Here is a 23,329-nt window from a genome sequence, read left to right as displayed (position 1 = left end):
CCGCAGGGTTCGATTGCATGCTGGCCGTCCGACAGGCATAATTCAAATTATGATTTTTCGGCCAATGACCAAAGAGAGCTAATGCCTCGAATTCCGGCTTTACCCCCTCTCGATTGGCTGCGCAGTTTCGAGGCGGCGGCGCGGCTGTCGAATTTCACGGCTGCGGCGACCGAGCTTGGCCTGACACAGGCGGCCGTCAGCCAGCACATCCGGTCTCTCGAGGAACGGTTGAAGGTCCGGCTGTTTTCGAGGCTCGCCCGCGGCGTCGCGCTTTCGCCGGAGGGCGCTGCTTACCTGCCTCACATCCAGTCGGCATTCGCCACTATTCGAAACAGCACCACGGAATTGTTCGAGCCGCGCGCCATACAGACCGTCACCGTCCGGGTGCCGATCTCCTTTGCGTTACTGGTGTTGGTGCCTTCGCTACCCGATCTCGCGAAGGCTCTTCCACAGATCCAGCTCGACATGGTGACGATCCATCGGCCGACGGATTACGATCAGCCGGGCCTGGCGCTCGACATTCGCTACGGCAACGGAGCCTTTCCCGGCCGCGAAGCCGACAGGCTGACCGTCGAGCGGCTGGTGCCGGTGGCCTCCCCGACCCTCGCCGGCAATCCCGACTGGACCTCGCTGCCTTTGCTTCTGGTCGCCGGAGCGCGTGAAATGTGGGCGGAATGGTTCGCCGCCGCCGGCGTCCCGGGACACCCGAGGCGCTCACACCGCTTCGACAGTTTCGTCGCCGCAATGGAAGCGGCCAAGACCGGCGCCGGCGTGCTGCTGGGTTCGCGGCCGCTGATCGACGCCGCGCTCGCCAGCAAACATCTGATGAGGCTTTCCGATTTCGAGCTCTCGAGCAGTTCCGGGCATTTCCTGACACGGGCGTCGGCCGCACCGTTGACACGCGCCGAACAAGACTTCCGGCAGTGGCTTTTGTCGCGCCTCGCCGGCGCGGCGCCGACCTAAGGTCAGCGACGCCCGCCGATGCGCTTCCAGTAGATGAGCGTGCCGGTCAGTCCACCATGCGGCTTCAACGCAAAGTCCGGGATTTCGCCGGCGAGCGTGAACCCGAGTTCTTCGTAAAGGCCGGAAGCGCCCTCCTCTGTCGCCGTGTCCAACACCAGCAGCGTGCGACCCATCTCGACGGCAAGATCCTCCGCGGCCCGCATCAGCCGGGTCGCCACGCCCTTGCCGCGATGGGCGAGCCGGGTCATCAGCTTGGCGATCTCGGCCCGGTGCGGCTGGTTGGGAGGATAGTCGAGCAGCAAGGTGACGGTGCCGACCAGAGCCTCGCCATCCCACGCGCCCAGCACAACCCTTTCACCGCGCGCTGCTGCATCCAACGACTGGCCCCAGAATGCCTCCGCCGCTTCTCGCGCCAGCGGATGCATGAAGCTGACCGATCCGCCGGCAGCAACTGTTTCGACCAGCAGGTCGGCCAGCATTTTCTCGGTTTCCGCATCGTGGCTCAAAACCTTGATTTCGATGGAACTCATGCTTTGCCGTGTGTCCTTTGAAGCAGTGATTATCGGTGGTGCGGCGGGAGCAGTTAGAGGTCGGCGTCATTCGAAGTGGTTGAAGCGCCTTCGCTTCCGCGCCCGGCGGATTTCGGCGATGCGCTCGGTGTCTTCCTCCTGCAGGTGCCGGCCGCGCTCGAGGATTTCGAGCGTGTATTCCTCATAGGTCAGGCCAAGCCGCTCGGCCCTGTCGAGCCGCATCAGCATGATTTCGCGGCTGGGTGCTTTCCAGGCTTTCGCATGGGCCGCCTGCTAGGCGAGGAAGACATAGGCGTCGCCCTTGCCCCAGGGCGGGCCGTCATAGTCGTCGAGCGGCGGCCCGCCATTGTCGGAGCGCTTGGGACGTCTCGCCACGCGATCACCCTCTGACCAGCGCAACCACATAGTCGGCTGCCTCCGGTCCCGGGGCGTGGAAGGTGCAGTCGGACGGCGCGCCGAGCGCCAGGCAGTCGCCGGGCCGCAGATCGTGCACGACGTCGCCTTCGGTGAAATCGAGCCGCCCGCCGATCAGCCAGATCTGCTGCTTGATGAAGGCGTAGGACGCCGCCGGGAAGCTGACCCTGGCGCCCGCCGGCAGCCGCACCTTGATCAGTTCGAGCGGCATGTCCGAGACCGGCGATAGGTGGCGCCGGACATAACCCGTAGCGGGGTCGCGCCACACCGGCTGCTCGCTTTCGCGCAACAGGCCGCCGCCTTGCAGTTCCGCGCGCGCAATGAGTGTGGAAAGCGTCATGCCGAAGGCGGCGGCGATGCGCACCAGCAGTGCCGCCGTCGGGCTGGTCTTGCCGCGCTCTATCGTGCTGAGCATGGCTTTGGACACGTCCGATCGTTCCGCGAGTTCCGCCAGGGACCAGTCCCGCAGCGCCCTTTCGGAGCGTATCCTTTTGCCGATGCTGGAAGAAATATCGTTCGTTATGTCGTTCATTCGTTCAATATACCGAAATCAACGGCGAGGAGAAGAGGCCGATAGATTGAATTTTCGTGCCGGCCTTAACGCCGCCTACACCATCCGACCTCACCCGGCTTTAACCCCATTTGTGTAGGGTGGACGTTGCTGGGAATGGGGATCAGACCGATTATGTTTGTCGAACGCGAAGCCTCCGTCGGAGAACCGACCTCGCAGGAGCGCCGCCACGCGGAACAGAACGACAAGCGCATCCTGGGCAATGTCGTGCAATGCGACGGCGCGCGCGCCACCATCAGCGCCTATGCCGACGACATTGAAGGTGCGATCACCGGCCTGTGGACGGTCGGCAAGATGATCTCGATCAATCTCGGCTCCACGCGAACCGTCGGCCTTGTCTATGAAATCGGCAAGTCGGACCGCGCCTGGAGCAATGAAGGCCAGAACCCGATCGAGGTCAGCATCGAGCTCATCGGTGAAGTGCGCGATGCCACCGAGCCCGGCGCCAAGCCGGTCTTCGATCGCGGCATCACCACCTATCCTCATATCGGCGCCATCGCCCACCGCATCCGCAGCCGCGACCTGCAGGCGGTCTACGATCTCGCCGGGCGTCATTCGATCACCATCGGTACGCTGTCGCAGGACGAGGCAATCGACGCCAACATCGCCATCGACGACACGCTGGCGCGTCACTTCGCCATTGTCGGCACCACCGGCGTCGGCAAGTCGACTGCCGTCTCGCTACTCCTGCGCAAGTCGATTGCCGCGCGGCCCGATTTGCGCATTCTCATCCTCGACCCGCACAACGAGTTTGCCGCCTCGCTGCCCGAACATTGCGTCAGGGTCGATTCGAAGACGCTGGACCTGCCCTTCTGGATGTTCAGGCTCGAGGAATTCGCCGAGGTACTGTTTCGCGGCCGCGAGACGGTGGCGGAAGAAGTCGATGCCTTGCGCGATCTCATCCCCGCCGCCAAGAACCTCTATCGCAACCCTGGTTCCGGTACCTACCTGAGGCGCGGCAGCGACGCGCTGACGGCCGATACGCCGGTGCCCTACCGTATCGCCGATCTCATCAAGCAGATCGACGAGCGCATTGGTATGTTGGAAAGCAAGAACGACCGCCCCATCCTCAAATCGCTGAAGACCCGCATCGAATCGGCGGCGTCCGATCCGCGCTACCGCTTCATGTTCAACTCGCGCCTGATCGAGGACACGATCCACGAGACGATCGGCAACATCTTCCGCGTGCCGCACCACGGTCGTCCGGTCACCTGCTTCGAGATGGCCGGCATGCCGTCCGAAGTCGTCAACTCCGTCTGCTCGGTACTGGCGCGCTTGGCTTTCGACCTTGCTTTGTGGAGCGAAGGGAAGCTGCAACTGCTGCTGCTGTGCGAGGAAGCGCACCGCTACATGCCGGCCGATCCGCGCCTCGGCTTTGCGCCGACCAGGCACGCGCTGTCGCGCATCGCCAAGGAAGGCCGCAAATATGGCTGCTATCTCGGCGTCGTCACCCAGCGCCCGGGGGAACTCGATCCCACCATCCTGTCGCAATGCTCGACCTTCTTCGCCATGCGGCTCGCCAATGAGCAGGACCAGGCGATCATCCGTTCGGCGATCGCCGATTCCTCGGCCTCGACGCTCGCCTTCCTGTCATCCATGGGCCAGCGCGAGGCTATCGCCTTCGGCGAGGGCGTGGCGACGACCATGCGGCTGAAATTCGAAAAACTGCCGCAGGATCTGATCCCCGGCACGGGCAAGCGCGAGCAGGCCTCGTCGTCCGAGACCGGCGACGACGTCGATCTCGCGGCGATCGTCGAACGGCTGCGCAATGTGCCGAAACCGCAGCAGCAGATGGCGTTCGCCGAGGTCGTCGATAGCGGCCGGCAGGCCGGCGACCCCGACTATCGCAAGCCAGCCACCACAACCCCGCGCATGCAGCCGGACGACGATTTCGACCTGCGCTACGGCCTCAAGCCGTCGACCTTCGGGTTGCGCCCGCAGAACGACTGAGCCAACGGTCCTACGTCCTTTTACCAACAGATTTGAACTCAAGGCTCCGTTGGCCAGCGTGGGTAAATCCCGAAAGGGAATTCATCAGGCCGGATCGAATGACGTGGCTTTCGAGAACCCGGAGCGGAGCGGACATTTTAGTCCGTGAGCACCGGAAGCACAGAAAACGGCAGCATACGGCCAGCATCACGAATTCAATGATGGGATTTTAGGCGCAGACGCGATTGCGTCCCTGCCTCTTGGCTTCATAAAGCTGGCGGTCGGCGCGGCGGTAGAAATCCTCGGCCGTTTCCTTGCGGTCCCAGACGGCGAGGCCGACGCTGGTGGTGATCTTCAGCCGGACATTGCCCGACAGAACCGACATGTTGGCGATCGCCTTGCGGATGCGTTCGGCGAATTTGGAGAGCAGTTCGGCGTCCATGTTCGGCGTCACCACGGCGAACTCCTCGCCGCCGAGCCTCGCCACCACGTCGTGATAGCGGGTCATGCCCTTCAGGCAGCCGGCGACCGCCCTCAGCACCTCGTCGCCGACATCGTGGCCATGCGTGTCGTTGACCTGCTTGAAATGGTCGAGGTCGAGGATCATCAGCCCAACCGGCTTTTCGATGCGGCGGAATTCCTCGAGATATTCCTTCAGCGCATCGTCGAAATAGCGGCGGTTCTGCATGCCGGTCAGGCCGTCGGTCAGCGCTGCGTGCTCCAGCGTCTCCGAGCGCGCGCTGAGCGAGACGGTCATGGCGCGCAGCTTGCCCTCTTCCGTCGCCTGACCGCGGATCATCGGGTAAATGAAGAAGACGCCGAAGAACAGCGCCGTTGCCAGAAGCACGCCGGTCGCGAACAGCAATTTGTTGAGATAGACGATCTTTTCAAGGCGCGAGGCTGTATCCAGGTCGGTCGCGATGCCTTGCAGAAGACCATAGGCGTGCAGCGTCACCAGGCCGGCGGCCAGGATCACGAAAATAAACACGAAAAATGCGGATTCCGCCTTATGGAAACGCATTTGCTCCCCGTAGCAAAACAGCCCATCGGCGTTATGACATGCCGCCGCCTTACGGAGGGTTAATCGGGACAACCTGAGCGGGAAGCTCGGTTTGTTTCCAGTTTTCTAATTGCATTGGAAACGGGCATCAAACCGGGAGCGCCGCGCCGGCAGACGGATGCAATCGTTGCCATTCTGGCCCCAGCTGATGCCGAAACCACGTCGCCTGGCGCTTGGCATATTGCCGCGTGGCGATCTTGGCGCGCTCGATCGCCTCGGGAAAACCCATTTGCCCGGCCATTGCCGCCTGCAACTCGCGAACGCCGATCGCCTTCATCGCCGGGAGATCCGGATCGAGGCCGAGAGCCATCAGCCGCTTGACCTCGTCCAGCGCACCCTTGTCCAGCATCCGGTCGAACCGCGCCTCGATCCGTTCGACCAGTTCCGCCCGGTCCGGCTCGATCACCAGGAAGCGTGCGCTGTCGCGGTCGATCAGCGGCCGGCCGCGCGCCGCCTGCCATTCCGCAATGGAGCGGCCCGAGGCGTCGAGCACCTCCAGCGCCCGCACGATGCGCTGGCTGTCGGTCGGTTTCAGCTGCATTGCGACCGCCGAATCCTCGCGCAGCAGGATGCCGTGCAGCCTGGCAGCACCTTGCTCCTTAAGTTCATGGCGCCAGCGGTCGCGGATCGACTGTGGAATCTCGGGCATGTCCGAAATCCCTTCCGCAAGCGCCCTGAAGTAAAGCCCGGTGCCACCGACGAAAATCACGGGCCGCTCAGAAAACGTGCCGTCCGGTCGTTCGGAGAACGTGCCGTCGTCGATCAGCTTCGTCACGTCGCGCAGCCAGGCGCCGGTGGAATAGGCGACGGACGGATGGACATGGCCGTAGAGAAAATGCGGCACGCGGGCGAGTTCGGCGGCACTCGGGCGCGCCGTCAGCACGTCGAGCACCGAATAGCCCTGCATGGAATCCGTGTTGACGATGACGCCGCCGCTGCGTTCGGCGAGATCGAGCGCAAGCGCCGACTTGCCGCTGGCGGTTGGCCCGGCTATCAGGATCGCGTTCTTCACGCGGCCCTCGCCCGCCTGCCCACCGGAATTTTCGATGCCCCTGATCGCCACGCTTGTGTCCCATCCCGAAGGCCGCGCAGTGTCGGCCGCGCTTGCGAATATGGCCTCACGGTCGGTCGGTGCAAGCGCTGTTCATTGGCTGGCCGAAGACATCGCCTGCGATCTCGTTTTGCCCGAGCAAGCCGAAGCCGGCGAAATGACCGCCAGGCTACGCACGGCACTGGCCTCCGAACCGGTCGACATCATCGTGCAACCGGCCGACGGCAGGAGAAAGAAGATCCTGCTGGCCGACATGGATTCGACGATGATCGACCAGGAATGTATCGACGAGCTGGCCGACGAGATCGGCGTCAAGGATCGCGTCGCGGCGATCACAGCGCGGTCGATGAACGGCGAGATCGCCTTCGAGCCGGCCTTGCGCGAGCGTGTCAGTCTGCTGAAGGGTCTCGACACGGCTGTCGTCGACCGCATCATCGCCAACCGGCTGACGCTGGCTTCCGGCGGGCGCGCGCTTGTCCAGACCATGAGGGCCAACGGTGCCTGGACGGCACTCGTCTCCGGCGGCTTCGATGTCTTCACCAGTCGCATCGCCACCAAGCTCGGCTTCCAGGAAAGCCGCGCCAACCGGCTGATCGAGGAGAACGACCTCTTCACCGGGCTCGTCGCCGAGCCGATCCTTGGCCGCGCCGCCAAGGCTGAAGCGCTGCTCGAAATTGCTGCCCGTCTCGACCTGACGCCGGCCGATGCCATTGCCGTCGGTGACGGCGCCAACGACCTCGACATGATCCGCCTCGCCGGCACCGGCGTCGCCCTGCACGCCAAGCCCACCGTAGCAGCCGAGGCAAAGGTCCGCATCGATCATGCCGACCTCACCGCGCTGCTCTATCTGCAGGGCTACCGTCGGGAGGAGTTTGCCGAATGAAGCCGATGCGCACCGAGCGCCTGATCCTGCGCAATTGGGAGGATCGCGATCGCGCGCTTTTCCACCGCATCAACTCCGACGAACGCGTCATGGAGTTCTTTCCGTTTCGCCGCGACCGTACCGCAGCCGACGCCAAAATGGACGAATTCAGGGACTGGATCGCGGAGGATGGTTACGGTTTCGCCGCAGTCGAGATCGCGGCCACCGGCGAGTGCATCGGCTTTGTCGGCCTCCTCGACACCGATCATGTGCCCTCCCTGCCGGCCGGCACGATCGAGATCGGCTGGCGGCTGGCGCCCGAATTCTGGGGCAAGGGCTATGTGACCGAGGCGGCGGAGGCCTGGCTGGCCTTTGGTTTCGAAACGCTTGATCTCGAGGAGATCGTCTCCTTCGCCGTGGCCGATAACCATCGCTCTACCGCCGTCATGAAACGCCTCGGCATGAGCGCCGACCCATCAAGCGACTTCGACCATCCCAGTATTCCCGACAGCCACCCTTCGCTCAAGCGGCATGTCCTTTACCGGCTGTCGCGCCAGGACTGGCAGGCAAGGAAAAGGGCGGCCCGTTAGCCGCCCTTTTTCTTTTTCAATCAGACTATTGCTGGCTTTTCCGGACTCAATTCATCCGGATCGTCACGAACCGCAACTCACCGGTCTTCGACGCCAGCATCAAGAGCGCGTTCTTGCGGCCCTGCTCCTTCAGCGCGCCGATCCGGTCCATGACGTCCTTCGGTGTGGCAACCGATTCCTGCGCGATCTCCGTGATCACCTCGCCGGGCTGAATGCCGCGCTCGGCCGCGGCCGAATCCTTGGTGACGTCGGTTATGACGACACCCGACACGTCGGCGGCAATGCCGAATTTGGTCCGCGTCTCGTCGTTGAGCTCACCGATCGTCATGCCAAGCACGGATGCCGTCGAAACCGCAGGCGCCTTGTCGCCATTGTCCTGGTCCGTATTGCTGCCGTCCTCGCCGCTGGCCAGCTTCTCGCCGTCCTCGAGCCGGCCGAGCGTGACCTTCACGGTCTGCTCGACGCCCTTGCGCACGATGATAACGTCCACCGCCTTGCCGACCGGGCTTTCGGCGACGACGCGCGGCAGGTCGCGCATCTCGTTGATGTCCTTGCCGTCGAATTTGATGATGACGTCACCGGCCAGGATGGTGCCGTTGTCGACCGGTCCGCCCTTGATCACGCCTGCCACCAGCGCGCCCTTGGCGGTCGCCATGCCGAGGCTCTCGGCAATGTCGTCCGTCACCGGCTGGATGCGCACGCCGAGCCAGCCGCGCCGCGTCTCGCCGAACTGGCGAAGCTGATCGACGACGCCCGAGGCGAGCTGCGCGGGAATGGAGAAGCCGATGCCGATCGAGCCGCCCGACGGCGAGATGATCGCCGTGTTGATGCCGATGACCTCGCCGACGCTGTTGAACAGCGGTCCGCCGGAATTGCCGCGATTGATGGCCGCGTCGGTCTGGATGAAGTCGTCATAGGGGCCGGAATTGATGTCGCGGTTGCGCGCCGAGACGATGCCGACCGTCACCGTGCCGCCGAGGCCGAACGGATTGCCGATCGCCATCACCCAGTCGCCGACCCGCATCTTGGTGGAATCGCCGAATTTCACCGCCGTCAGCTTGTGGCCCTTCGGATCGACCTTCAGCACCGCGACGTCGGTCTTGGTGTCGGTGCCGACCAGCGTCGCCTTCAGCGTCACGCCATCTGAGAAATTCACCTCGATATCGTCGGCATCGGCGATGACGTGGTTGTTGGTCACGACGATGCCCTGCTCGGCGTCGATGACGAAGCCTGAGCCCAGCGACTGGACCTTCTGGGCGCCACCATCCTTGTCGCCGCCACGGTTCTTGAAGAAATCGTCGAAGAAATCCTGGAAGGGCGAGCCTTCGGGCAGTTGCGGCATCGGCACCGCGCCCGGTCCCTCCGAGCCTTTCACCGTCTGCGACGTCGAGATGTTGACCACGGCGCCAAGCAGCCCCTGGGCAAGGTCGGCGACCGAAGCCGGTCCGTCGGCGGCGATCGTCGGCGTGACGAAAGACGGGACCGCAAGCGAGCCGACGAGAAGCGCGGCGGCGCCGGCGACAAATGTCCGCCTCGCAGCGCGCAGAACGGTCTTGGTTGTCATCGAGGGCCTCCGGATGTTTCTGAAAAGAAGAGCGCTTTCGCAAAAACGCCGCGTTGCGTCATGTTGGCAAAAAATACGGCACGTTTGCGGCTATGACCATCGGCTGAGGATAAATCCTCCGTTACGCCGGGACTCATTTCCCCGACACCCATGACCATCGTCGCCATCGTCAGCCGCGCACCAGCCAAACGATGCCGACGCCGATGGCGATCGCCACCAGCCCGGCTATGCGCAGTGCATTCTCCGGCATCGACAGCACCTCACCTGCCAGTCTCTTGGCGAGGTTCGGAAAGCCGCCATAGATCAGGCCCTCGACAACGAGGACCAGACCTATGGCTGCCAGAAAATCCTGCACCGGCCGTTACTGGCCGGTGCCCGGCTGCGCCGCCGGCGCTGTTGGCGTCACCGGTGCTTCCTTGCTGCTTGGATCGCGGAAGTAGCGGAAGAACTCGGATTCCGGCGACAGCACCATCGTCGTGCCGGTGTTGTCCAGCGCTGTGCCGTAGGCATTCATCGAGCGGTAGAAATCGAAGAAGGCCGGATCACGCTGGTAGGCTGCCGCGAAAGTCGCGCTGCGCTGGGCTTCGCCCTCGCCGCGCAGGATTTCCGATTCCTTCTGCGCCTCGGCGACAATCTCCACCACTTCGCGGTCGGCGCGGGCCTTGATGCGCTGCGCCGCCTCATTGCCTCGCGCCCTCAGCCGCTCGGCTTCGGCCAGGCGTTCGGCCTTCATGCGGTCGAAGGTCTGCTGCGAAACCTCGGCGGTCAGATCGGTCCGGCGAATGCGCACATCCTCGATCTGCAGGCCGAGCGACGTGGCGTCGGGCCGCAGCTGATCGCGCACTTCGCGCATCATCACGGCACGCTCTTCCGAGAGCGCCGCTTCGAAATCGCGCAGACCGTAGACACGGCGCAGTGCCGCGTCGAGGCGCGTCCGCAGCCGTGCCTCGGCCAGTTCGATCTGACCGGAAACCGCCGCACGGAATACGCGCGGGTCCGAGATGCGATAGGCGATGAAGGCGTCGACCTCGTAAAACTTGCCGCCCGACACCTGGACGCGGATGTTGTCGAGGTCGAAACGCAGCACGCGGTTCTCGATCAGTTGCACGCTGTCGGCATCGAAGAAGGCGAACGGCGCCTTGAAATAGATGCCGGGTTCATTCTTGACGTCGACGATCTCGCCGAACCTGAGCACGAGCGCCTGCTGGCGTGCATTGACCACGAAGACCGACGAATAGATCAGGAACAGGATGACCGCCGCGACGACGGCGATGATGGGGAGACGGTTGGCCATCACTGGGTTCCTCCCGTCGTGGCGCCCAGGGGCGCCGGCGGCGCCGCCTTCTGCTGCAGTGCCGGCAGCGGCAGATAGGGAACGACCCCCTGCCCGTTGCCCTGCTCGACGATGACCTTGTTCGAATCCTTCAGCACCCTCTCCATCGTTTCCAGATAGAGCCGCTTGCGCGTCACCTCTGGCGCCTTGGCATATTCGTCATAGACCGAGATGAAACGCTGCGCCTCGCCTTCGGCCTCCTGCACGACTCGGTTCTTGTAGGCGGCCGCGTCTTCGCGGATCTGGGCCGCCTCGCCGCGCGCCTGGCCGAGCTTCTGGTTGGAATACTGGTTGGCCTGCTCGACGAACTTGTCCTCGTCCTGCTCGGCGCGCTGCACCTCGTCGAAGGCATCGGCCACCTCGCGCGGCGGCGCGGCATCCTCGATCGAAATGGCGTTGACGTTGAGGCCGGCCTTGTAGCCGTCCAGCGTCGTCTGGATGATCTCGCGCACCGACGCGGCAATGCCCTGGCGGTCGTCGCGGAAAATGTCCTGGGCCGGCCGGCGGCCGACGGCCTCGCGCATGGCGCTTTCGGCCACCTGGCGCAGCATGCCGTCCGGATCGGAGACGTCGAACAGATACGCCCTCGGGTCGGAGACCTGATAGGCCACCGAAAACTGGACGTTGACGATGTTCTGGTCACCGGTAAGCATCAGCCCGGACGTGTTGCCACTCGTCGCGCCGCCGCCGCCGATATCGACGAGCTGTTCGGCGATGTTGGCGGTCTCGACTGTTTCGACAGGCCACCAATGGAAATGCAGGCCGGGCTGGGAAAGCTCAGCCTTCGGCTTGCCGAAGCGCAGTTCGACCGCGACCTCATCCGGCTGCACGGTATAGACCGCCTTGAACGCCCACAGCACCACAAGTGCCGCTGCGATCAGCGCGAATACGGCCGGACTGGCGCCGCCGCCGCCCGGCAGGGCCCGCCGCAATCTGTCCTGGCCGCGCCGGATGATGTCTTCCAGATCGGGAGGTGACCCCTGCGGGCCGCTCGGTCCCTTGGGTCCCTGCCCCCAGGGTCCCTGATTGCCGCCGCCACCCCATGGGCCGCCGCCGCCGCTTTTGTCGTTCCAGGGCATGAATGTCCTTTCGCTTGGAATTCCCTCGGCGCCAGCCTGATGGCGCAAAATCCAATGTTTGTTCTTCTATAGGGACGCCAAGCCTCGCTTTCAACGCGATCTGCTGCCCGGCCATCCGTTTTGGGCGGTTCGCGACCCTTTATCGTCTTCAATGCCTAGTCGCGGCGCCGTTCATAGACCGTATAGCGTGTCGCGTGGCTGTCTTTCTCGCCGGCCGGAACGTCCTCGGCGCTGACAACTGCCCATGCCTCGGGGTCGATCAGCGGGAAATGCGCGTCACCTTCGACCGAAGCCAGCACATGGGTGACATGCAGGCGGTCGGCCAGCGGCAACGCCTGGGCGTAGATCTCGCCGCCGCCGACCACGCAGATCTCGTCGGCGCCGGCCATGCAGCGCCCGCGCACGGTCGCCAGCTTGATCGCCTCGTCCAGTGAGTTGGCGGTTTCGACACCCTCGGCCCGCCAGGCCTTGTCGCGTGTCACCACGATGTTGAGCCGGCCCGGCAGCGGCCGGCCGATGCCTTCATAGGTCTTGCGGCCCATGATGATGGGCTTGCCCATCGTGTCGGCCTTGAAGCGCTTGAGATCGGTGGAAAGCCGCCATGGCAGCCCGCCGTCTCGGCCGATCACGCCGTTTTCGGCGATGGCAACGTAGATCACGATGTCCATCAGCCGCCGTTCCCGACTTCTCCGGCGCCACTGTCGTCCGACGGCTCGAGCAGCAATATGTCGATGTCGTGCTCGGGCATCGGGAAGGCGACTACCGCGCCGACATCCTTGTCGGTGTTGTTGCGGAAGATATAGCCGACCGTCACCTTTTCCGGCGAGATGAAGAGATCCTCGCTCTCCATGGCGACCGCGTCGCTGCGCGACAGGATCAGCCCGCCGGTGCCCAGTTCGGCGATCGAATCATTGGTGAAGGCCGGCGCAGCCGAAAGCGCCAGCGCTGCGGTCAGGACATAGCGAAACATGGACCCCCCTTCGGCAACCATCCAAGGCATGACCCCGGATGCGCATCACATCTAGCCGTTTCAATGTGGCGTTTCAAAGCCATTCGCGCAGCCGCGGACGCTTGTCCCACGCAGTCTGGACACCGGCGTCCCGATCGGGCAGGACTTCGCCATGCGCAAGCTTCTCGTCATCGGCATCGGCGCCGGCAATCCGGAGCATATGACGGTCCAGGCCATCAACGGCCTGAACCGCGCCGACGTACTGTTCATTCCCGACAAGGGCGCAAAGAAAAACGATCTCGCCGAACTGCGCCGCCAGATATGCGACCGCTTCGTCACCAACCCCAACTCGCGCCGGGTCGAGTTCGAGGTGCCGGTGCGGGCCGAGCCGTCGCCCTCCTACCGGGCCACCGTCGACGACTGGCACGAAGCCATCGCCGCGATCTACGAGGGCCTGATTCGCGACGAGCTTGCCGAAGACGGCTGCGGCGCCTTCCTGATCTGGGGCGACCCTTCGCTCTATGACAGCGCGCTGCGCATCCTCGAACGTGTGCGTTTGCGGGGCAATGTCGAATTCGCACTCGAGGTCATTCCCGGCATCACCGCCGTGCAGGCGCTGGCCGCCAGCCACAAAATGGCGCTGAACCGCATTGGCGACCCCGTCCTGATCACCACCGGCCGCCGCCTGACGCAGGAAGGCATGCCGGAGAACGCCGGCAGCACCGTGGTCATGCTCGACGGCAAATGCGCCTTCAACACGCTTGATGACGAGGACCTGCTCATCCATTGGGGTGCCTATCTCGGCACGCCCGACGAGATCGTCATGTCCGGCCGCCTCGGCGATGTCGGCAAGGAAATCGCCGAAGTCCGGGAAAAGGCCCGAATGGAAAAGGGCTGGATCATGGACACCTATTTGCTGCGCAAACCCGGCGAGCCGGAGGACAACTAGCGAGGAGCCTCCCTTGCACAGTTCGTGGTCTCGCGCGGGGTAACATGATCGGCGAGATGGGCCGGCAACGCGCAAGAGCTAGAAAAAACAGCGTTTTATACCAGTTTGATAATCATATCCTTGCCTCGCGGAGTGCAGCCTTCCGGCAGATATCACACATATTGACGTTAAATTCACAGAATTGTATGGTCAGTTGTGCTGCTTCGAATCCCGCCGCTGTCTATCCGGCGGTCGCGATCGCAGCCGCGAATCCAGGCGAGGATAATTGCCATGATGTTCAGCGCCACCATCGTTCGGCACCAATTCGCAATGCGTGCCGGCAGGCGCTGACCGAGAAAATCATGGCCAGCCTGCTTGGGATCGACAACGGCCTGACGGTGACCAAGGCGGTGGTCTTCGACACCGACGGTTCGCAACTGTCGGTGGCGCGGCGCCGGGTGCCGCAGTCGATGCCGCAGCCGCGCTGGGTCGAGCGCGACATGGCGGGCCTCTGGCAAGCGACCGCTGAAGCGGTCGGCGAAGCGATCGCACTCAGCGGCAGGCCGGCGCGCGACATCAAGGCGGTGGCGGCAACTGCGCATGGCGACGGCCTCTATCTGCTCGACAAGGAGCGCCGACCGCTCGGCCCCGGCATATTGTCGCTCGACAGCCGCGCCGGCGAAATCGTCGATGACTGGGCAAAAGGCCCGGTTTTCTCCGAGGCGCTTACCCTCACGGGCCAGGTCCCGCATGCCTCCGCCCCCTCGGCGCTGCTCGCCTGGCTGAAAAAGCACGCGCCGGAGCGTTTCGACCGCATCGGCCATATCGTCGGCTGCAAGGACTGGCTGCGCTTCTGCCTGACCGGCACTATTGCCACCGACCTCACCGAGGCGAGCACCTCCTTCACTGATGTGCGCACGCAAGGCTACGCGCCCGAGGCGATGCGCGTCTTCGGCCTGGACGAGCTGTTCGCGGCCTTGCCGCCGGCCCTGCATCCGGCCGACATCGCCGGCTACGTCACCGCCGAGGCGTCAGCACTGACCGGGCTAGCCGAAGGCACGCCGGTCGCCTGCGGCCTGCATGACGTCACGGCCTCGGCGCTCGGCATTGGCGGCCATGAGGACGGCGTGGTCAGCATCGTCGCCGGCACCTATTCGATCAACGAGGTGGTTTCCAGCGAACCGCGCGTCGACGCCCGCTGGTTCTGCCGCAACGCCATCGATCCCGGGCGCTGGAACAACATGTCGATCTCGCCGGCCTCGACGGCCAACTACGACTGGTTCCTCGACACGCTCTGCAGCGCCGAGCAGGAGGAAGCCAAACGGACCGGCGGCTCGATCCACGAAAGGCTGGCGGCGGAAATCGATGCTGCGCTGAACAAGCCGTCGACCCTGCTCTTCCACCCCTATCTGTTCGGCTCGCCCTACGGCAATTCCGCCAGCGCCAGCTTCGTTGGCCTGCGCGGCTGGCACGACCGCGGCGACATGCTGAAGGCGGTGCTGGAAGGCATCGTCTTCAACCACCGCACCCATGTCGAAGCCTTGCGCGACGGCTTTGCCGTTCGCGAGGTACGGCTGACCGGCGGCGGCTCGCGCAATCCGGCCCTCGCGCAGATGTTCGCCGATGTGCTCAAGGTTCCGGTCAGCGTGACCTCGACCGATGAGGCGGCGGCCTTCGGCGCCGCACTTTGCGCCGGTGCGGCGGTCGGCCTGTTCGCCTCGCCGCAGGAGGGCGCGCACGCGACCTGCACGGTGAGCCGGCAGTATCTGCCGGACCCGGGGCGCAGCGCCGTTTTCGACGAGCGGTATTCTCTTTATGGCCGCATCGCTGAGCAGCTCAGGCCGAAATGGGCGGAGATTGAAAGCCTTGCGGGGCAAAGCATGGGGGCACGGAATGATCAAGGCCGATGAACGGCGCGAAGAGATCGCCGAATACGTTATCAAGCTCGGCCAAGTGCGCATCGACGATCTGGTCGAGCATTTCGGCGTGTCGCGCATGACGATCCACCGCCACATCGACCAGCTGGCGCATCAGGGCGTGCTCAGAAAGCTACATGGCGCCGTCACCGTGCAACCGTCGGGTCTCTATGAAAGCGCCTTCCGTTACCGCGTGACGGTGGGCAGGGCCGAAAAGGACGCGCTGGCCCGCGCCGCGATGGACTATGTCGAGCCCGGGCAAGCGGTGATCCTGGACGATTCCACCACGGCCAATGCCGTCGCGCCGCTGCTGCTCGAGGTCAAGCCGCTGACCGTCATCACCAACAGCGTCTCGACCGCGGCCCTCCTGACCAATGTCGACGACATCGACTTCATCTGCCTCGGCGGCCAGTACCATCGCACCTACAACGCCTATATCGGCATCGTTTGCGAGAATGCGATCTCGCGGCTGCGCGCCAACCTTTTGATCTGCTCGGCGTCGGCGATCAGCGGCACCACGGCCTTCATCCAAGATCAGCATGTGGTGCGGGTCAAGCAGGCGATGATGGCCGCGGCGATCAAGCGCGTGCTGCTTGTCGACCATTCCAAGTTCGACAAGGTCGCCCTGCATGTGCTGGACGAGCTGACCAGCTTCGAGGCGGTCCTGGTGACCGACGGTATCAGCGACAAGCATGCGCAACAGCTTGAGCAGGCGGGCGTCAGGCTGCGCATCGTCAAGACAAAGACGCCATGAAGCCCGACGAAACCCGGGAGGACGCTCTGGCCGGCAAAGCCGGCGATGTCGAGGTCGTCATTCTCGGTGCCGGCATCAACGGGGCCGGCCTGTTTCGCGACCTCTGCGCGCAAGGGATAAACTGCTTTATCATCGACAAGGCGGATTTTGGCTCGGGCACCAGCGCCGCGCCCTCGCGCCTGATCCATGGCGGGCTGAAATATCTGGAGACCGGCGAGTTCGGGTTGGTGGCGCAGTCGACGCTGGAGCGCAATCTGCTCTTGAAGAACGCGCCGCACTATGTCAGCCCGCTGCCGACGGTCATCCCGATCTTTTCCTGGGGCAAGGGCATGTGGGCGGCGCTGCGCACGCTGCTCGGCTCGACCAGCGCGCCGCGCAGCCGTGGCGCCATCCTCATCAAGATCGGCCTGATGATCTACGATTTCTACGGCTCGCGGCACCGGGTGATGCCGCGCCACCGGCTGGTCGGGCGAAGCAAGGCGCTGCGCGATATGCCGGCGCTGACCGGATCGATCGTCGCCACCGGCACCTATTACGACGCCAAGATCAGCCATCCCGAACGGCTGGTGGTCGAACTGATCGCCGACGGGCTTGAGGCCAATGCCGGCTCCAGCGCAGCCAACTACACGTCGCTGATCTCGGCGTCGAACGGGGTGCTGACGTTCAAACGGGAAAATGGCGGCGCCTTCTCGCTGCGGCCGAAGCTGGTCGTCAACGCCGCCGGGCCATGGATCGATCACGTCAACGATTCACTTGGCGCACCGTCGAAAATGATCGGTGGAACCAAGGGCTCGCACATCCTCCTGAAGCACGATGCGCTGGTGCAAAGCCTGGCCGGGCGCATGCTCTATTTCGAGGCCGACGACGGCCGTATCTGTCTCGTCTACGACTATCTCGGCAAGGCGCTTGTCGGTTCGACGGACCTTCCGGCCGACAACCCCGACACCGTCCGCTGCGAGCCCGAGGAAATCGACTATCTGCTCGAAAGCGTGCGCACGCTTTTGCCGGGCATGAACTTCGAACGCGACCAGATCGTCTATGCCTATAGCGGCATCAGGCCCCTGCCGTCATCCGACGCCTCGGTCCCCGGCCTGATCAGCCGGGATCATTCCGCCCCCGTCGCCGAGCCGGATCTTTCGAGGCCCTTCCCGATCATCTCACTGATCGGCGGCAAATGGACGACGTTTCGCGGCTTCGCCGAGGAAGTCGCCGACACCGTGCTCAACCGCCTGGGCAGCAAGCGCAAGGCGAGCATGCAATCGATGCCGATCGGTGGCGGCAAGGGTTTTCCGATGGACGCAGCCGCGCGCGCAACCTGGCTGGCCGATGCCGCATCGGCCAGCGGCATCGACGTGGCTCGCCTCGACCAGTTGCTGTCGCGCTACGGAGCCAGCGCATCGCTGATTGCGCGCCACCGGAGCGCATCCGGCAATGAAGACCGCTTGCCGGATTCGAACGACTACAGCCTGTTCGAGATCGACTACATCGTCCGCAACGAATTCGTCGAACATCTCGCCGACATCGTCATGCGGCGCACGACCCTGGCAATCAGCGGTTCCCTGACGACGAGCGACCTGCAGCAGATCGCCTCGGTTGCAGGCCAGGCGCTCGGCTGGAGTCCGCAGCGCATGGATGAGGAGATTGACGCCGTCGTCGCTCAGCTCAGCGGCAGCAATTTGATGCGACTGCAACCCGACCGCCACCCGCGAGGCGTGGGCGACCGCGCCAAACAGGCCTGAGGACGATATGGCCTCTTCACGACCACAAAGCGCGCAGCATCACAGCATTGTTGAGATATTGCGTCTGTCTATGAAAAGCAAACAAAAACAATATGTTGATCTAGATCGCAATCAAAGATTGCTCACGTACATGTTACAATATGGGGAAAGTATCACAGTCATTGACGGTAATTTAACATCACGGTATGGTCGATTGCGTCTTGGGAGCGCAGCGTGGGAGGTTTTCGATGTGCAAGCGGGCTGCCCGCACAGCGGCGCCTCGCGCCATCGTAACGAAATGCCATCCCTGATCGCCGCGACAACACGGGTCGTCACATCATGAGTTTGCAGCCTGCCACCCCAACGACGAACCGCCGACCGGCCCCGGCTGTACGCTGGATTGTCCTTGCGGCCGGCGTAGCGGTCGTGCTCGCCGCGATGATCCTCGACACCATGGTGGTGACGATCGGCTCGGACGAAGACACGCGTAAGGCCGCCTTTTCGCCGGAGGCGTTCGGCAAGGCTGAATTCCCGAACGTCCAAGCCGCCGTCGAGCAGCGCGCCGTCGATGCCCCCACTCTTGCTTCGGCCATCGCGAAGGACAAGGCGGCGGCGGAGAATCAGTATGGCGTGCCTGCCAATGTCGGCACTGAATTCTCGGTCAAATTCTCAGGCGTTGTCGGCGAGGGAAAATCCGGCATCTACACCGTCAAGGTCGCCGACGTGCCCGACACCCTGGTCGTTCGCGTCCAGACCGGCCCGGCGATCAACGGCACCGACCTGCGCGACGCCACCGGCGCCATCACATTCGGCCAGTTCATCAACCAGATCGAGTATCAAAACGCGGGCTCGGCCCTGAACAACGAGATGAAGAAGCAGGTGCTGTCGGTCATCGACAACACCAAGCTCACCGGCAAGACCATCTCGGTCGTCGGCGTCTTCAAGCTGATCAATCCCAAGGGCTGGCTGGTCACGCCCGTGAAGCTGAGCGTCCAATGAATGCGGCGCCCGAATTCGAGCCAGCGACCGGCGACACCGTGCTTGCGGCCCGCAACATCGTCAAGACCTATGGCGGCACGCATGCGCTGAAAGGGGTCAATTTCGACATCCACCGCGGCAAGGTGACGACGCTGTTCGGCGAAAACGGCGCCGGCAAATCGACATTGATGAAGATCCTGTCCGGTGTGACCACGCCGACATCGGGAAGCATCGAACTCGACGGCCAGTCCGTCACCTTCTCCTCGTCTTCCGATGCCCGCGACCGCGGCATCTCGATCATCCATCAGGAGCTCAGCCTCGCCCCCAATCTGAGCGTGCGCGACAACATCTTCATGGGCCGGGAAATACCCGGCGCGACCGGCGTCGATTTCGCCGAGGAGGCCCGTCAGACACGACTGCTGATGGCAGACCTCGAGGAAGACATCGATCCGCTGACGCTGGTGCAGGACCTGCGCCTGGGGCAGCAACAGATCGTCGAGATCGCCCGCGCGCTCTCGGTCGACTCCCGCATCCTGATCATGGACGAGCCGACCTCGGCGCTGAGCGCGACCGAGGTGGAGGTGCTGTTCAAGGTGATCCGCGACCTGACGGCCCGTGGCGTCTCGATCGTCTACATCTCGCACCATCTCGAGGAGGCGCTGCAAATCACCGACTACGCCGTGGTGCTGAGGGACGGCGCGATCACCGCGACCGCCAATGCCAGGCACATCAATCTCGAATGGATCGTCCGCAACATGGTGGGCGAGAATTTCGATCTCGGCACGCCACCCACCGACCATGCCTTCGGCGAAATTGCCCTTTCGGTCGACGAAGTCAGCGTCGCCGATGTTTCGAGTTCGGAACGCCTGGTCGTCGACAGGCTGTCGCTCGATGTCCGTAGCGGCGAGATCGTCTGCATCTACGGGTTGATGGGCGCCGGACGCACGGAATTGCTCGAATGCATTGCCGGGCGCCTGTCTGCCGCCGGCGGACGCATCCTGCTTGAAGGTAATGACATTTCCCGCCTCAGCATTGCCGAGCGCATCGCAAGGGGCCTTGTGCTGGTGCCCGAGGACCGCCAGCGCGACGGGCTTGTCCAGACGATGTCGGTCGGTGCGAACCTGTCGCTCGCCAGCATCGGCGCCTTCGTCAAGGGGATGTTCTTGTTGTCCCGGTCGCAGGAGCGCTCGCTGGTCGATGGGTCCATCCGCGACGTCCGCGTCAAGACCGCGGGCGGCGGTGCGCCGATCGGATCGCTGTCCGGCGGCAACCAGCAGAAGGTCGTCATCGGCAAGATGCTGACCACCAGCCCAAAGGTCATGCTGCTGGACGAACCCAGCCGCGGCATCGACATCGGTGCCAAGGCGGAAGTGTTCCGGCTGCTCAGCGAGCGCGCGGCACGTGGTCTCGCCGTCGTGTTCTCGACCTCGGAAGTCACCGAGTGCCTGAGCATCGCGCACCGCATCATCGTCATGCGTCGCGGCAGGATCTCGGCCGAATTCGGCGCTGATGCCACGAAGGAGGAGATCATGGCCGCTTCCGGCGAGGCCGTTGTCTCCGACCATGAAGAACACAGGAGCCATCACCGTGACCGACGCTAGCCCCGATCGCAGCCGCTCCCGTCCGACGGCATCGGGCGGCGGTTTCAGCCTGGCCAAGCTGCTGCTGGAGGGCCGCGCCTTCTTCGCGCTGATCGCCATCATCATCGTCTTCTCGCTGCTGTCTCCCTACTACTTCTCGGTCGCCAATTTCCTGACCATGGCCTCGCATGTCGCCATCTTCGGCATCCTGGCGGTCGGCATGCTGCTGGTCATCCTCAATGGCGGCATCGACCTGTCGGTCGGCTCGACGCTCGGCTTCTCCGGCGTGATCGCCGGCTTCCTCATGCAGGGCGTGCAGCTGACCGCGCTCGGTGTCATCCTCTACCCGCCGGTCTGGGTCGTCGCGGTGCTGGTCTGCGTGCTCGGCGCGCTGGTCGGCCTGGTCAACGGCGTGCTCATCGCCTGGCTGAAGGTTCCGGCCTTCGTCGCCACGCTCGGCATGCTTTATGTGGTGCGCGGCGCGGCACTGCTGATGACCAACGGCCTGACCTACAACGATCTCGGCGGCAAGCCGGAACTCGGCAACACGGGCTTCGAGTGGCTGGGCTTCAACCGCCTGCTCGACATCCCCGTCGGCGTGCTTGTCATGGCGGTCATCGCCCTCATCGGCAGCATCATCCTCAACCGCACCGCTTTCGGCCGCTGGCTCTATGCCTCCGGCGGCAATGAGCGCGCCGCCGAACTCTCCGGCGTGCCGGTCAAGCGAGTGCAGGTCTCGGTCTACATGCTCTCCGGCATCTGCGCCTCGGTGGCGGGCCTCATCCTGTCTTCCGAACTGACCTCGGCCGGACCGACCGCGGGCACCTCATACGAGCTCACCGCCATTGCCGCCGTCGTCATCGGCGGCGCCGCGCTCACCGGCGGCCGCGGCAATATCCGCGGCACGCTGGTCGGCGCCTTCGTCATCGGCTTCCTGTCCGACGGCCTCGTCATCATCGGCGTCTCCGCCTACTGGCAGACAGTGTTCACCGGCGCGGTCATCGTGTTGGCGGTGCTGCTCAACGCCATCCAGTATCGCCGCCGCGTCAAGCTCCCGAGCTCGGCCGGCAGCCCCCCGACTTCTCCACAAAAGGACAAGGCCCAAACGGCCGATCCCGCTCTCGAGAAGACTGCCGGTTGACCGGCACGATTGCCAACCAAAGGAGGAACTCCATGTATCGCAGTGCAAGAATTCTGATGCTCTCGGCCTTCGCCCTGGCCGCTCCACTCGTCGCGACAACCGCAGCTTCGGCCGAAGGCCTCATCTCGATCATCGTCATCGATCCCGCCAACCCCTACTGGCTCACCGAAGGCAACGTCGCCAAGGCCGAAGCCGAGAAGCTTGGCTACACCGCGACCGTCGGCGCCTCGAAGGCGGACACCAACACCGAGAGCAAGCTGATCGACACCGCGATCACCAACAAATCAGTGGCGATCATCCTCGACCCCGCAGACGCCAGCGGCTCGATCGGCGCGGTGAAGAAGGCGATCGCCGCCAACATCCCGGTCTTCCTCGTCAATGCCGAGATTAACCAGGAGGGTCTGGCCAAGGCACAGCTCGTCTCGAACAATGCACAGGGTGCTGCACTCGGCGGGCAGCAATGGGTGACGGACATCGGCGAGAAGGGCAACTATGTCGAACTGCTCGGCGCCCCTTCCGACAACAACGCCGCCACGCGCTCGAACGGCTACGAGACGGTGATCAGCCAGTATCCAGATCTCAAGAAGGTCGGCTCGGAAGTCGCTAACTGGGACCGCACCCAGGGCCATGACAAGATGCAGAGCCTGCTGCAGGCCCACCCCGACATCATCGGCGTGACCAGCGGCAATGACGAGATGGCGCTCGGCGCGATCGCCGCGCTGAAGGAAGCCGGAAAGCTGTCGAGCATCAAGGTCGGCGGCTTCGACGGCTCGCCGGACGCCGTCGCCGCCATCAAGGCGGGCGAACTGCAATACACGGTGCTGCAGCCGGTGGCCGTCTACTCGGCCAAGGCCGTGCAGCAGGCAGACTCCTTCATCAAGACCGGCAAGACCGGAGCCGCCACCGAAAAGCAGCTTTTCGACTGCCTTCTCATCACCAAGGACAATGTCGACAAATACACCGCTCCGTTCACGCTCTCGGAGTGATGTCGGACGAGGGGTGCCCTTCGGGTCACCCCTCACCTGCCCCTGCAGGCCATTCAGCCCGCGTCGATTTCGGCCTGCAGGGCCTCCATATGCGCAGCCGCCGCGGATGCCGCCGCCCGCTCTATCGCCCGGAAGCGGCTGACGACCGCCAGGCCGACCGCGGTCAGCTGGGCGCCGCCACCCTTCCTGCCGCCGGTCTGCGCCGCAACCAGCGGCTTGCCGAACACCCGGTTCATATCCTCGACCAGGTCCCAGGCATGCTTGTAGGACATCTCCATGCGGCGCGCCGCGGCCGAGATCGAGCCGAAGGCGGCGATCTGCTCCAGAAGTTCGATCTTGCCAGGCCCGACGCGCCCGTCGGGATCGAGGTTTATGCGCAAACTCAGCGACGGCATGTCCTGTTCTCCGCGGTCACGTCCAGACTAGTCCTTCC

General features: G+C 64.1%; 22 protein-coding genes and 2 pseudogenes. 12 read left to right on the top strand and 12 right to left on the bottom strand.

Going from position 1 to position 23,329, the window contains the following annotated elements:
* Nucleotides 1-81: 81 nt before the first annotated feature.
* Nucleotides 82-963 (top strand): LysR family transcriptional regulator, encoded by an 882-nt coding sequence (locus AC04SI_RS04165; protein WP_404275589.1) that lies wholly within the window; start codon nt 82-84, stop codon nt 961-963.
* 2 nt (nt 964-965) lie between these two features.
* Here the strand turns inward: AC04SI_RS04165 and AC04SI_RS04160 are convergent, their stop codons facing one another.
* From AC04SI_RS04160 to AC04SI_RS04150, 3 genes and pseudogenes are all read right to left on the bottom strand, one after another.
* Entirely contained in the window at nt 966-1,493 is a 528-nt protein-coding gene (locus tag AC04SI_RS04160; protein ID WP_404275587.1) for a GNAT family N-acetyltransferase, read from the bottom strand.
* Nucleotides 1,494-1,559: 66 nt separating this feature from the next.
* Nucleotides 1,560-1,868, bottom strand: a pseudogene (locus AC04SI_RS04155) (hypothetical protein).
* A gap of 4 nt (nt 1,869-1,872) precedes the next feature.
* Nucleotides 1,873-2,439: a helix-turn-helix domain-containing protein gene (locus tag AC04SI_RS04150; protein ID WP_404275586.1), complete on the bottom strand. Its 567-nt coding sequence runs from the start codon at nt 2,437-2,439 to the stop codon at nt 1,873-1,875.
* A 153-nt stretch (nt 2,440-2,592) separates the two neighbouring features.
* Here AC04SI_RS04150 and AC04SI_RS04145 point away from each other — a divergent pair, with 153 nt between their 5' ends.
* Nucleotides 2,593-4,428, top strand: a complete 1,836-nt coding sequence (locus AC04SI_RS04145) for an ATP-binding protein (RefSeq protein ID WP_404275584.1) — start codon at nt 2,593-2,595, stop codon at nt 4,426-4,428.
* 208 nt (nt 4,429-4,636) lie between these two features.
* Here the strand turns inward: AC04SI_RS04145 and AC04SI_RS04140 are convergent, their stop codons facing one another.
* Entirely contained in the window at nt 4,637-5,428 is a 792-nt protein-coding gene (locus AC04SI_RS04140) for a GGDEF domain-containing protein (RefSeq protein ID WP_404275582.1), read from the bottom strand.
* A 127-nt stretch (nt 5,429-5,555) separates the two neighbouring features.
* Nucleotides 5,556-6,524: a tRNA (adenosine(37)-N6)-dimethylallyltransferase MiaA gene (gene miaA, locus AC04SI_RS04135; protein WP_404275844.1), complete on the bottom strand. Its 969-nt coding sequence runs from the start codon at nt 6,522-6,524 to the stop codon at nt 5,556-5,558.
* Between miaA and serB the strand changes: the two genes are divergently transcribed.
* Together serB and AC04SI_RS04125 are read left to right on the top strand one after the other, a co-directional pair.
* Nucleotides 6,514-7,401, top strand: a complete 888-nt coding sequence (gene serB, locus AC04SI_RS04130; protein WP_488473947.1) for a phosphoserine phosphatase SerB — start codon at nt 6,514-6,516, stop codon at nt 7,399-7,401. The two genes, miaA and serB, sit on opposite strands and share 11 nt — an antisense overlap.
* Entirely contained in the window at nt 7,398-7,970 is a 573-nt protein-coding gene (locus AC04SI_RS04125; protein ID WP_404275579.1) for a GNAT family N-acetyltransferase, read from the top strand. The genes serB and AC04SI_RS04125 overlap by 4 nt, the downstream gene beginning before the upstream one ends.
* Nucleotides 7,971-8,016: 46 nt before the next feature.
* On the opposite strand, the gene AC04SI_RS04120 is transcribed toward AC04SI_RS04125, so the two are convergent.
* From AC04SI_RS04120 to AC04SI_RS04095, 6 genes and pseudogenes are all read right to left on the bottom strand, one after another.
* Nucleotides 8,017-9,534 (bottom strand): DegQ family serine endoprotease, encoded by a 1,518-nt coding sequence (locus AC04SI_RS04120; RefSeq protein WP_404275577.1) that lies wholly within the window; start codon nt 9,532-9,534, stop codon nt 8,017-8,019.
* Between the two features lie 169 nt (nt 9,535-9,703).
* On the bottom strand, nt 9,704-9,889 hold the full coding sequence (locus tag AC04SI_RS04115) for a DUF2065 family protein (RefSeq protein ID WP_192180903.1): 186 nt from the start codon (nt 9,887-9,889) through the stop codon (nt 9,704-9,706).
* 6 nt (nt 9,890-9,895) lie between these two features.
* Nucleotides 9,896-10,828, bottom strand: a complete 933-nt coding sequence (gene hflC / locus AC04SI_RS04110) for a protease modulator HflC (RefSeq protein ID WP_404275575.1) — start codon at nt 10,826-10,828, stop codon at nt 9,896-9,898.
* The gene (hflK, locus tag AC04SI_RS04105) at nt 10,828-11,946 is read right to left on the bottom strand and encodes an FtsH protease activity modulator HflK (RefSeq protein WP_404275573.1); all 1,119 of its coding nucleotides are present in this window, start codon (nt 11,944-11,946) and stop codon (nt 10,828-10,830) included. Before hflK ends, hflC begins: the two co-directional genes overlap by 1 nt.
* 155 nt (nt 11,947-12,101) lie before the next feature.
* Complete coding sequence (locus tag AC04SI_RS04100; protein WP_404275572.1) at nt 12,102-12,614, bottom strand: dihydrofolate reductase; 513 nt, start codon at nt 12,612-12,614, stop codon at nt 12,102-12,104.
* A gap of 71 nt (nt 12,615-12,685) precedes the next feature.
* Nucleotides 12,686-12,916, bottom strand: a pseudogene (locus AC04SI_RS04095) (DUF4424 family protein); the annotation flags it as partial.
* Nucleotides 12,917-13,067: 151 nt separating this feature from the next.
* Here AC04SI_RS04095 and cobF point away from each other — a divergent pair.
* From cobF to AC04SI_RS04055, 8 genes are all read left to right on the top strand, one after another.
* On the top strand, nt 13,068-13,844 hold the full coding sequence (gene cobF / locus AC04SI_RS04090; RefSeq protein ID WP_404275570.1) for a precorrin-6A synthase (deacetylating): 777 nt from the start codon (nt 13,068-13,070) through the stop codon (nt 13,842-13,844).
* Nucleotides 13,845-14,185: 341 nt separating this feature from the next.
* Nucleotides 14,186-15,733 carry an FGGY-family carbohydrate kinase gene (locus tag AC04SI_RS04085; protein WP_488473946.1) on the top strand — a complete coding sequence of 516 codons (1,548 nt, stop codon included), beginning with the start codon at nt 14,186-14,188 and terminating at the stop codon, nt 15,731-15,733.
* A complete protein-coding gene (locus AC04SI_RS04080) occupies nt 15,717-16,493 on the top strand; it encodes a DeoR/GlpR family DNA-binding transcription regulator (RefSeq protein WP_006204930.1) in 777 nt (258 codons plus the stop codon). Before AC04SI_RS04085 ends, AC04SI_RS04080 begins: the two co-directional genes overlap by 17 nt.
* On the top strand, nt 16,490-18,232 hold the full coding sequence (locus AC04SI_RS04075) for a glycerol-3-phosphate dehydrogenase/oxidase (protein ID WP_488473945.1): 1,743 nt from the start codon (nt 16,490-16,492) through the stop codon (nt 18,230-18,232). The genes AC04SI_RS04080 and AC04SI_RS04075 overlap by 4 nt, the downstream gene beginning before the upstream one ends.
* A 318-nt stretch (nt 18,233-18,550) precedes the next feature.
* Complete coding sequence (locus AC04SI_RS04070) at nt 18,551-19,210, top strand: DUF2291 family protein (RefSeq protein WP_488473944.1); 660 nt, start codon at nt 18,551-18,553, stop codon at nt 19,208-19,210.
* Nucleotides 19,207-20,790 carry a sugar ABC transporter ATP-binding protein gene (locus AC04SI_RS04065; protein ID WP_488473943.1) on the top strand — a complete coding sequence of 528 codons (1,584 nt, stop codon included), beginning with the start codon at nt 19,207-19,209 and terminating at the stop codon, nt 20,788-20,790. The genes AC04SI_RS04070 and AC04SI_RS04065 overlap by 4 nt, the downstream gene beginning before the upstream one ends.
* Entirely contained in the window at nt 20,753-21,910 is a 1,158-nt protein-coding gene (locus tag AC04SI_RS04060; protein WP_404275561.1) for an ABC transporter permease, read from the top strand. The genes AC04SI_RS04065 and AC04SI_RS04060 overlap by 38 nt, the downstream gene beginning before the upstream one ends.
* A gap of 32 nt (nt 21,911-21,942) precedes the next feature.
* The gene (locus AC04SI_RS04055; protein WP_404275560.1) at nt 21,943-22,896 is read left to right on the top strand and encodes a D-ribose ABC transporter substrate-binding protein; all 954 of its coding nucleotides are present in this window, start codon (nt 21,943-21,945) and stop codon (nt 22,894-22,896) included.
* A 53-nt stretch (nt 22,897-22,949) separates the two neighbouring features.
* Here AC04SI_RS04055 and AC04SI_RS04050 read toward each other — a convergent pair whose 3' ends face one another.
* Entirely contained in the window at nt 22,950-23,291 is a 342-nt protein-coding gene (locus tag AC04SI_RS04050) for a winged helix-turn-helix domain-containing protein (protein WP_404275558.1), read from the bottom strand.
* Nucleotides 23,292-23,329: the final 38 nt, after the last annotated feature.

This window comes from Mesorhizobium sp. CNPSo 4689 (assembly GCF_057784325.1).
The sequence above is the reverse complement of the archived record's forward strand: the minus strand, read 5'-3'. Positions and strand labels throughout refer to the sequence as shown.

Excerpts from the sequence above, each read along its gene's own strand:
- AC04SI_RS04160 (WP_404275587.1), bottom strand. The coding sequence starts at position 1,493 with ATGAGTTCCATCGAAATCAAGGTTTTGAGCCACGATGCGGAAACCGAG.
- AC04SI_RS04070 (WP_488473944.1), top strand. The coding sequence starts at position 18,551 with ATGAGTTTGCAGCCTGCCACCCCAACGACGAACCGCCGACCGGCCCCG.
- AC04SI_RS04060 (WP_404275561.1), top strand. The coding sequence starts at position 20,753 with ATGAAGAACACAGGAGCCATCACCGTGACCGACGCTAGCCCCGATCGC.
- cobF (WP_404275570.1), top strand. The coding sequence starts at position 13,068 with ATGCGCAAGCTTCTCGTCATCGGCATCGGCGCCGGCAATCCGGAGCAT.
- AC04SI_RS04120 (WP_404275577.1), bottom strand. The coding sequence starts at position 9,534 with ATGACAACCAAGACCGTTCTGCGCGCTGCGAGGCGGACATTTGTCGCC.
- AC04SI_RS04165 (WP_404275589.1), top strand. The coding sequence starts at position 82 with ATGCCTCGAATTCCGGCTTTACCCCCTCTCGATTGGCTGCGCAGTTTC.
- hflK (WP_404275573.1), bottom strand. The coding sequence starts at position 11,946 with ATGCCCTGGAACGACAAAAGCGGCGGCGGCGGCCCATGGGGTGGCGGC.
- AC04SI_RS04140 (WP_404275582.1), bottom strand. The coding sequence starts at position 5,428 with ATGCGTTTCCATAAGGCGGAATCCGCATTTTTCGTGTTTATTTTCGTG.
- AC04SI_RS04085 (WP_488473946.1), top strand. The coding sequence starts at position 14,186 with ATGGCCAGCCTGCTTGGGATCGACAACGGCCTGACGGTGACCAAGGCG.
- AC04SI_RS04150 (WP_404275586.1), bottom strand. The coding sequence starts at position 2,439 with ATGAACGACATAACGAACGATATTTCTTCCAGCATCGGCAAAAGGATA.
- AC04SI_RS04050 (WP_404275558.1), bottom strand. The coding sequence starts at position 23,291 with ATGCCGTCGCTGAGTTTGCGCATAAACCTCGATCCCGACGGGCGCGTC.
- AC04SI_RS04145 (WP_404275584.1), top strand. The coding sequence starts at position 2,593 with ATGTTTGTCGAACGCGAAGCCTCCGTCGGAGAACCGACCTCGCAGGAG.
- AC04SI_RS04055 (WP_404275560.1), top strand. The coding sequence starts at position 21,943 with ATGTATCGCAGTGCAAGAATTCTGATGCTCTCGGCCTTCGCCCTGGCC.
- serB (WP_488473947.1), top strand. The coding sequence starts at position 6,514 with ATGCCCCTGATCGCCACGCTTGTGTCCCATCCCGAAGGCCGCGCAGTG.
- AC04SI_RS04125 (WP_404275579.1), top strand. The coding sequence starts at position 7,398 with ATGAAGCCGATGCGCACCGAGCGCCTGATCCTGCGCAATTGGGAGGAT.
- AC04SI_RS04075 (WP_488473945.1), top strand. The coding sequence starts at position 16,490 with ATGAAGCCCGACGAAACCCGGGAGGACGCTCTGGCCGGCAAAGCCGGC.
- AC04SI_RS04080 (WP_006204930.1), top strand. The coding sequence starts at position 15,717 with ATGATCAAGGCCGATGAACGGCGCGAAGAGATCGCCGAATACGTTATC.
- hflC (WP_404275575.1), bottom strand. The coding sequence starts at position 10,828 with ATGGCCAACCGTCTCCCCATCATCGCCGTCGTCGCGGCGGTCATCCTG.
- AC04SI_RS04065 (WP_488473943.1), top strand. The coding sequence starts at position 19,207 with ATGAATGCGGCGCCCGAATTCGAGCCAGCGACCGGCGACACCGTGCTT.
- AC04SI_RS04100 (WP_404275572.1), bottom strand. The coding sequence starts at position 12,614 with ATGGACATCGTGATCTACGTTGCCATCGCCGAAAACGGCGTGATCGGC.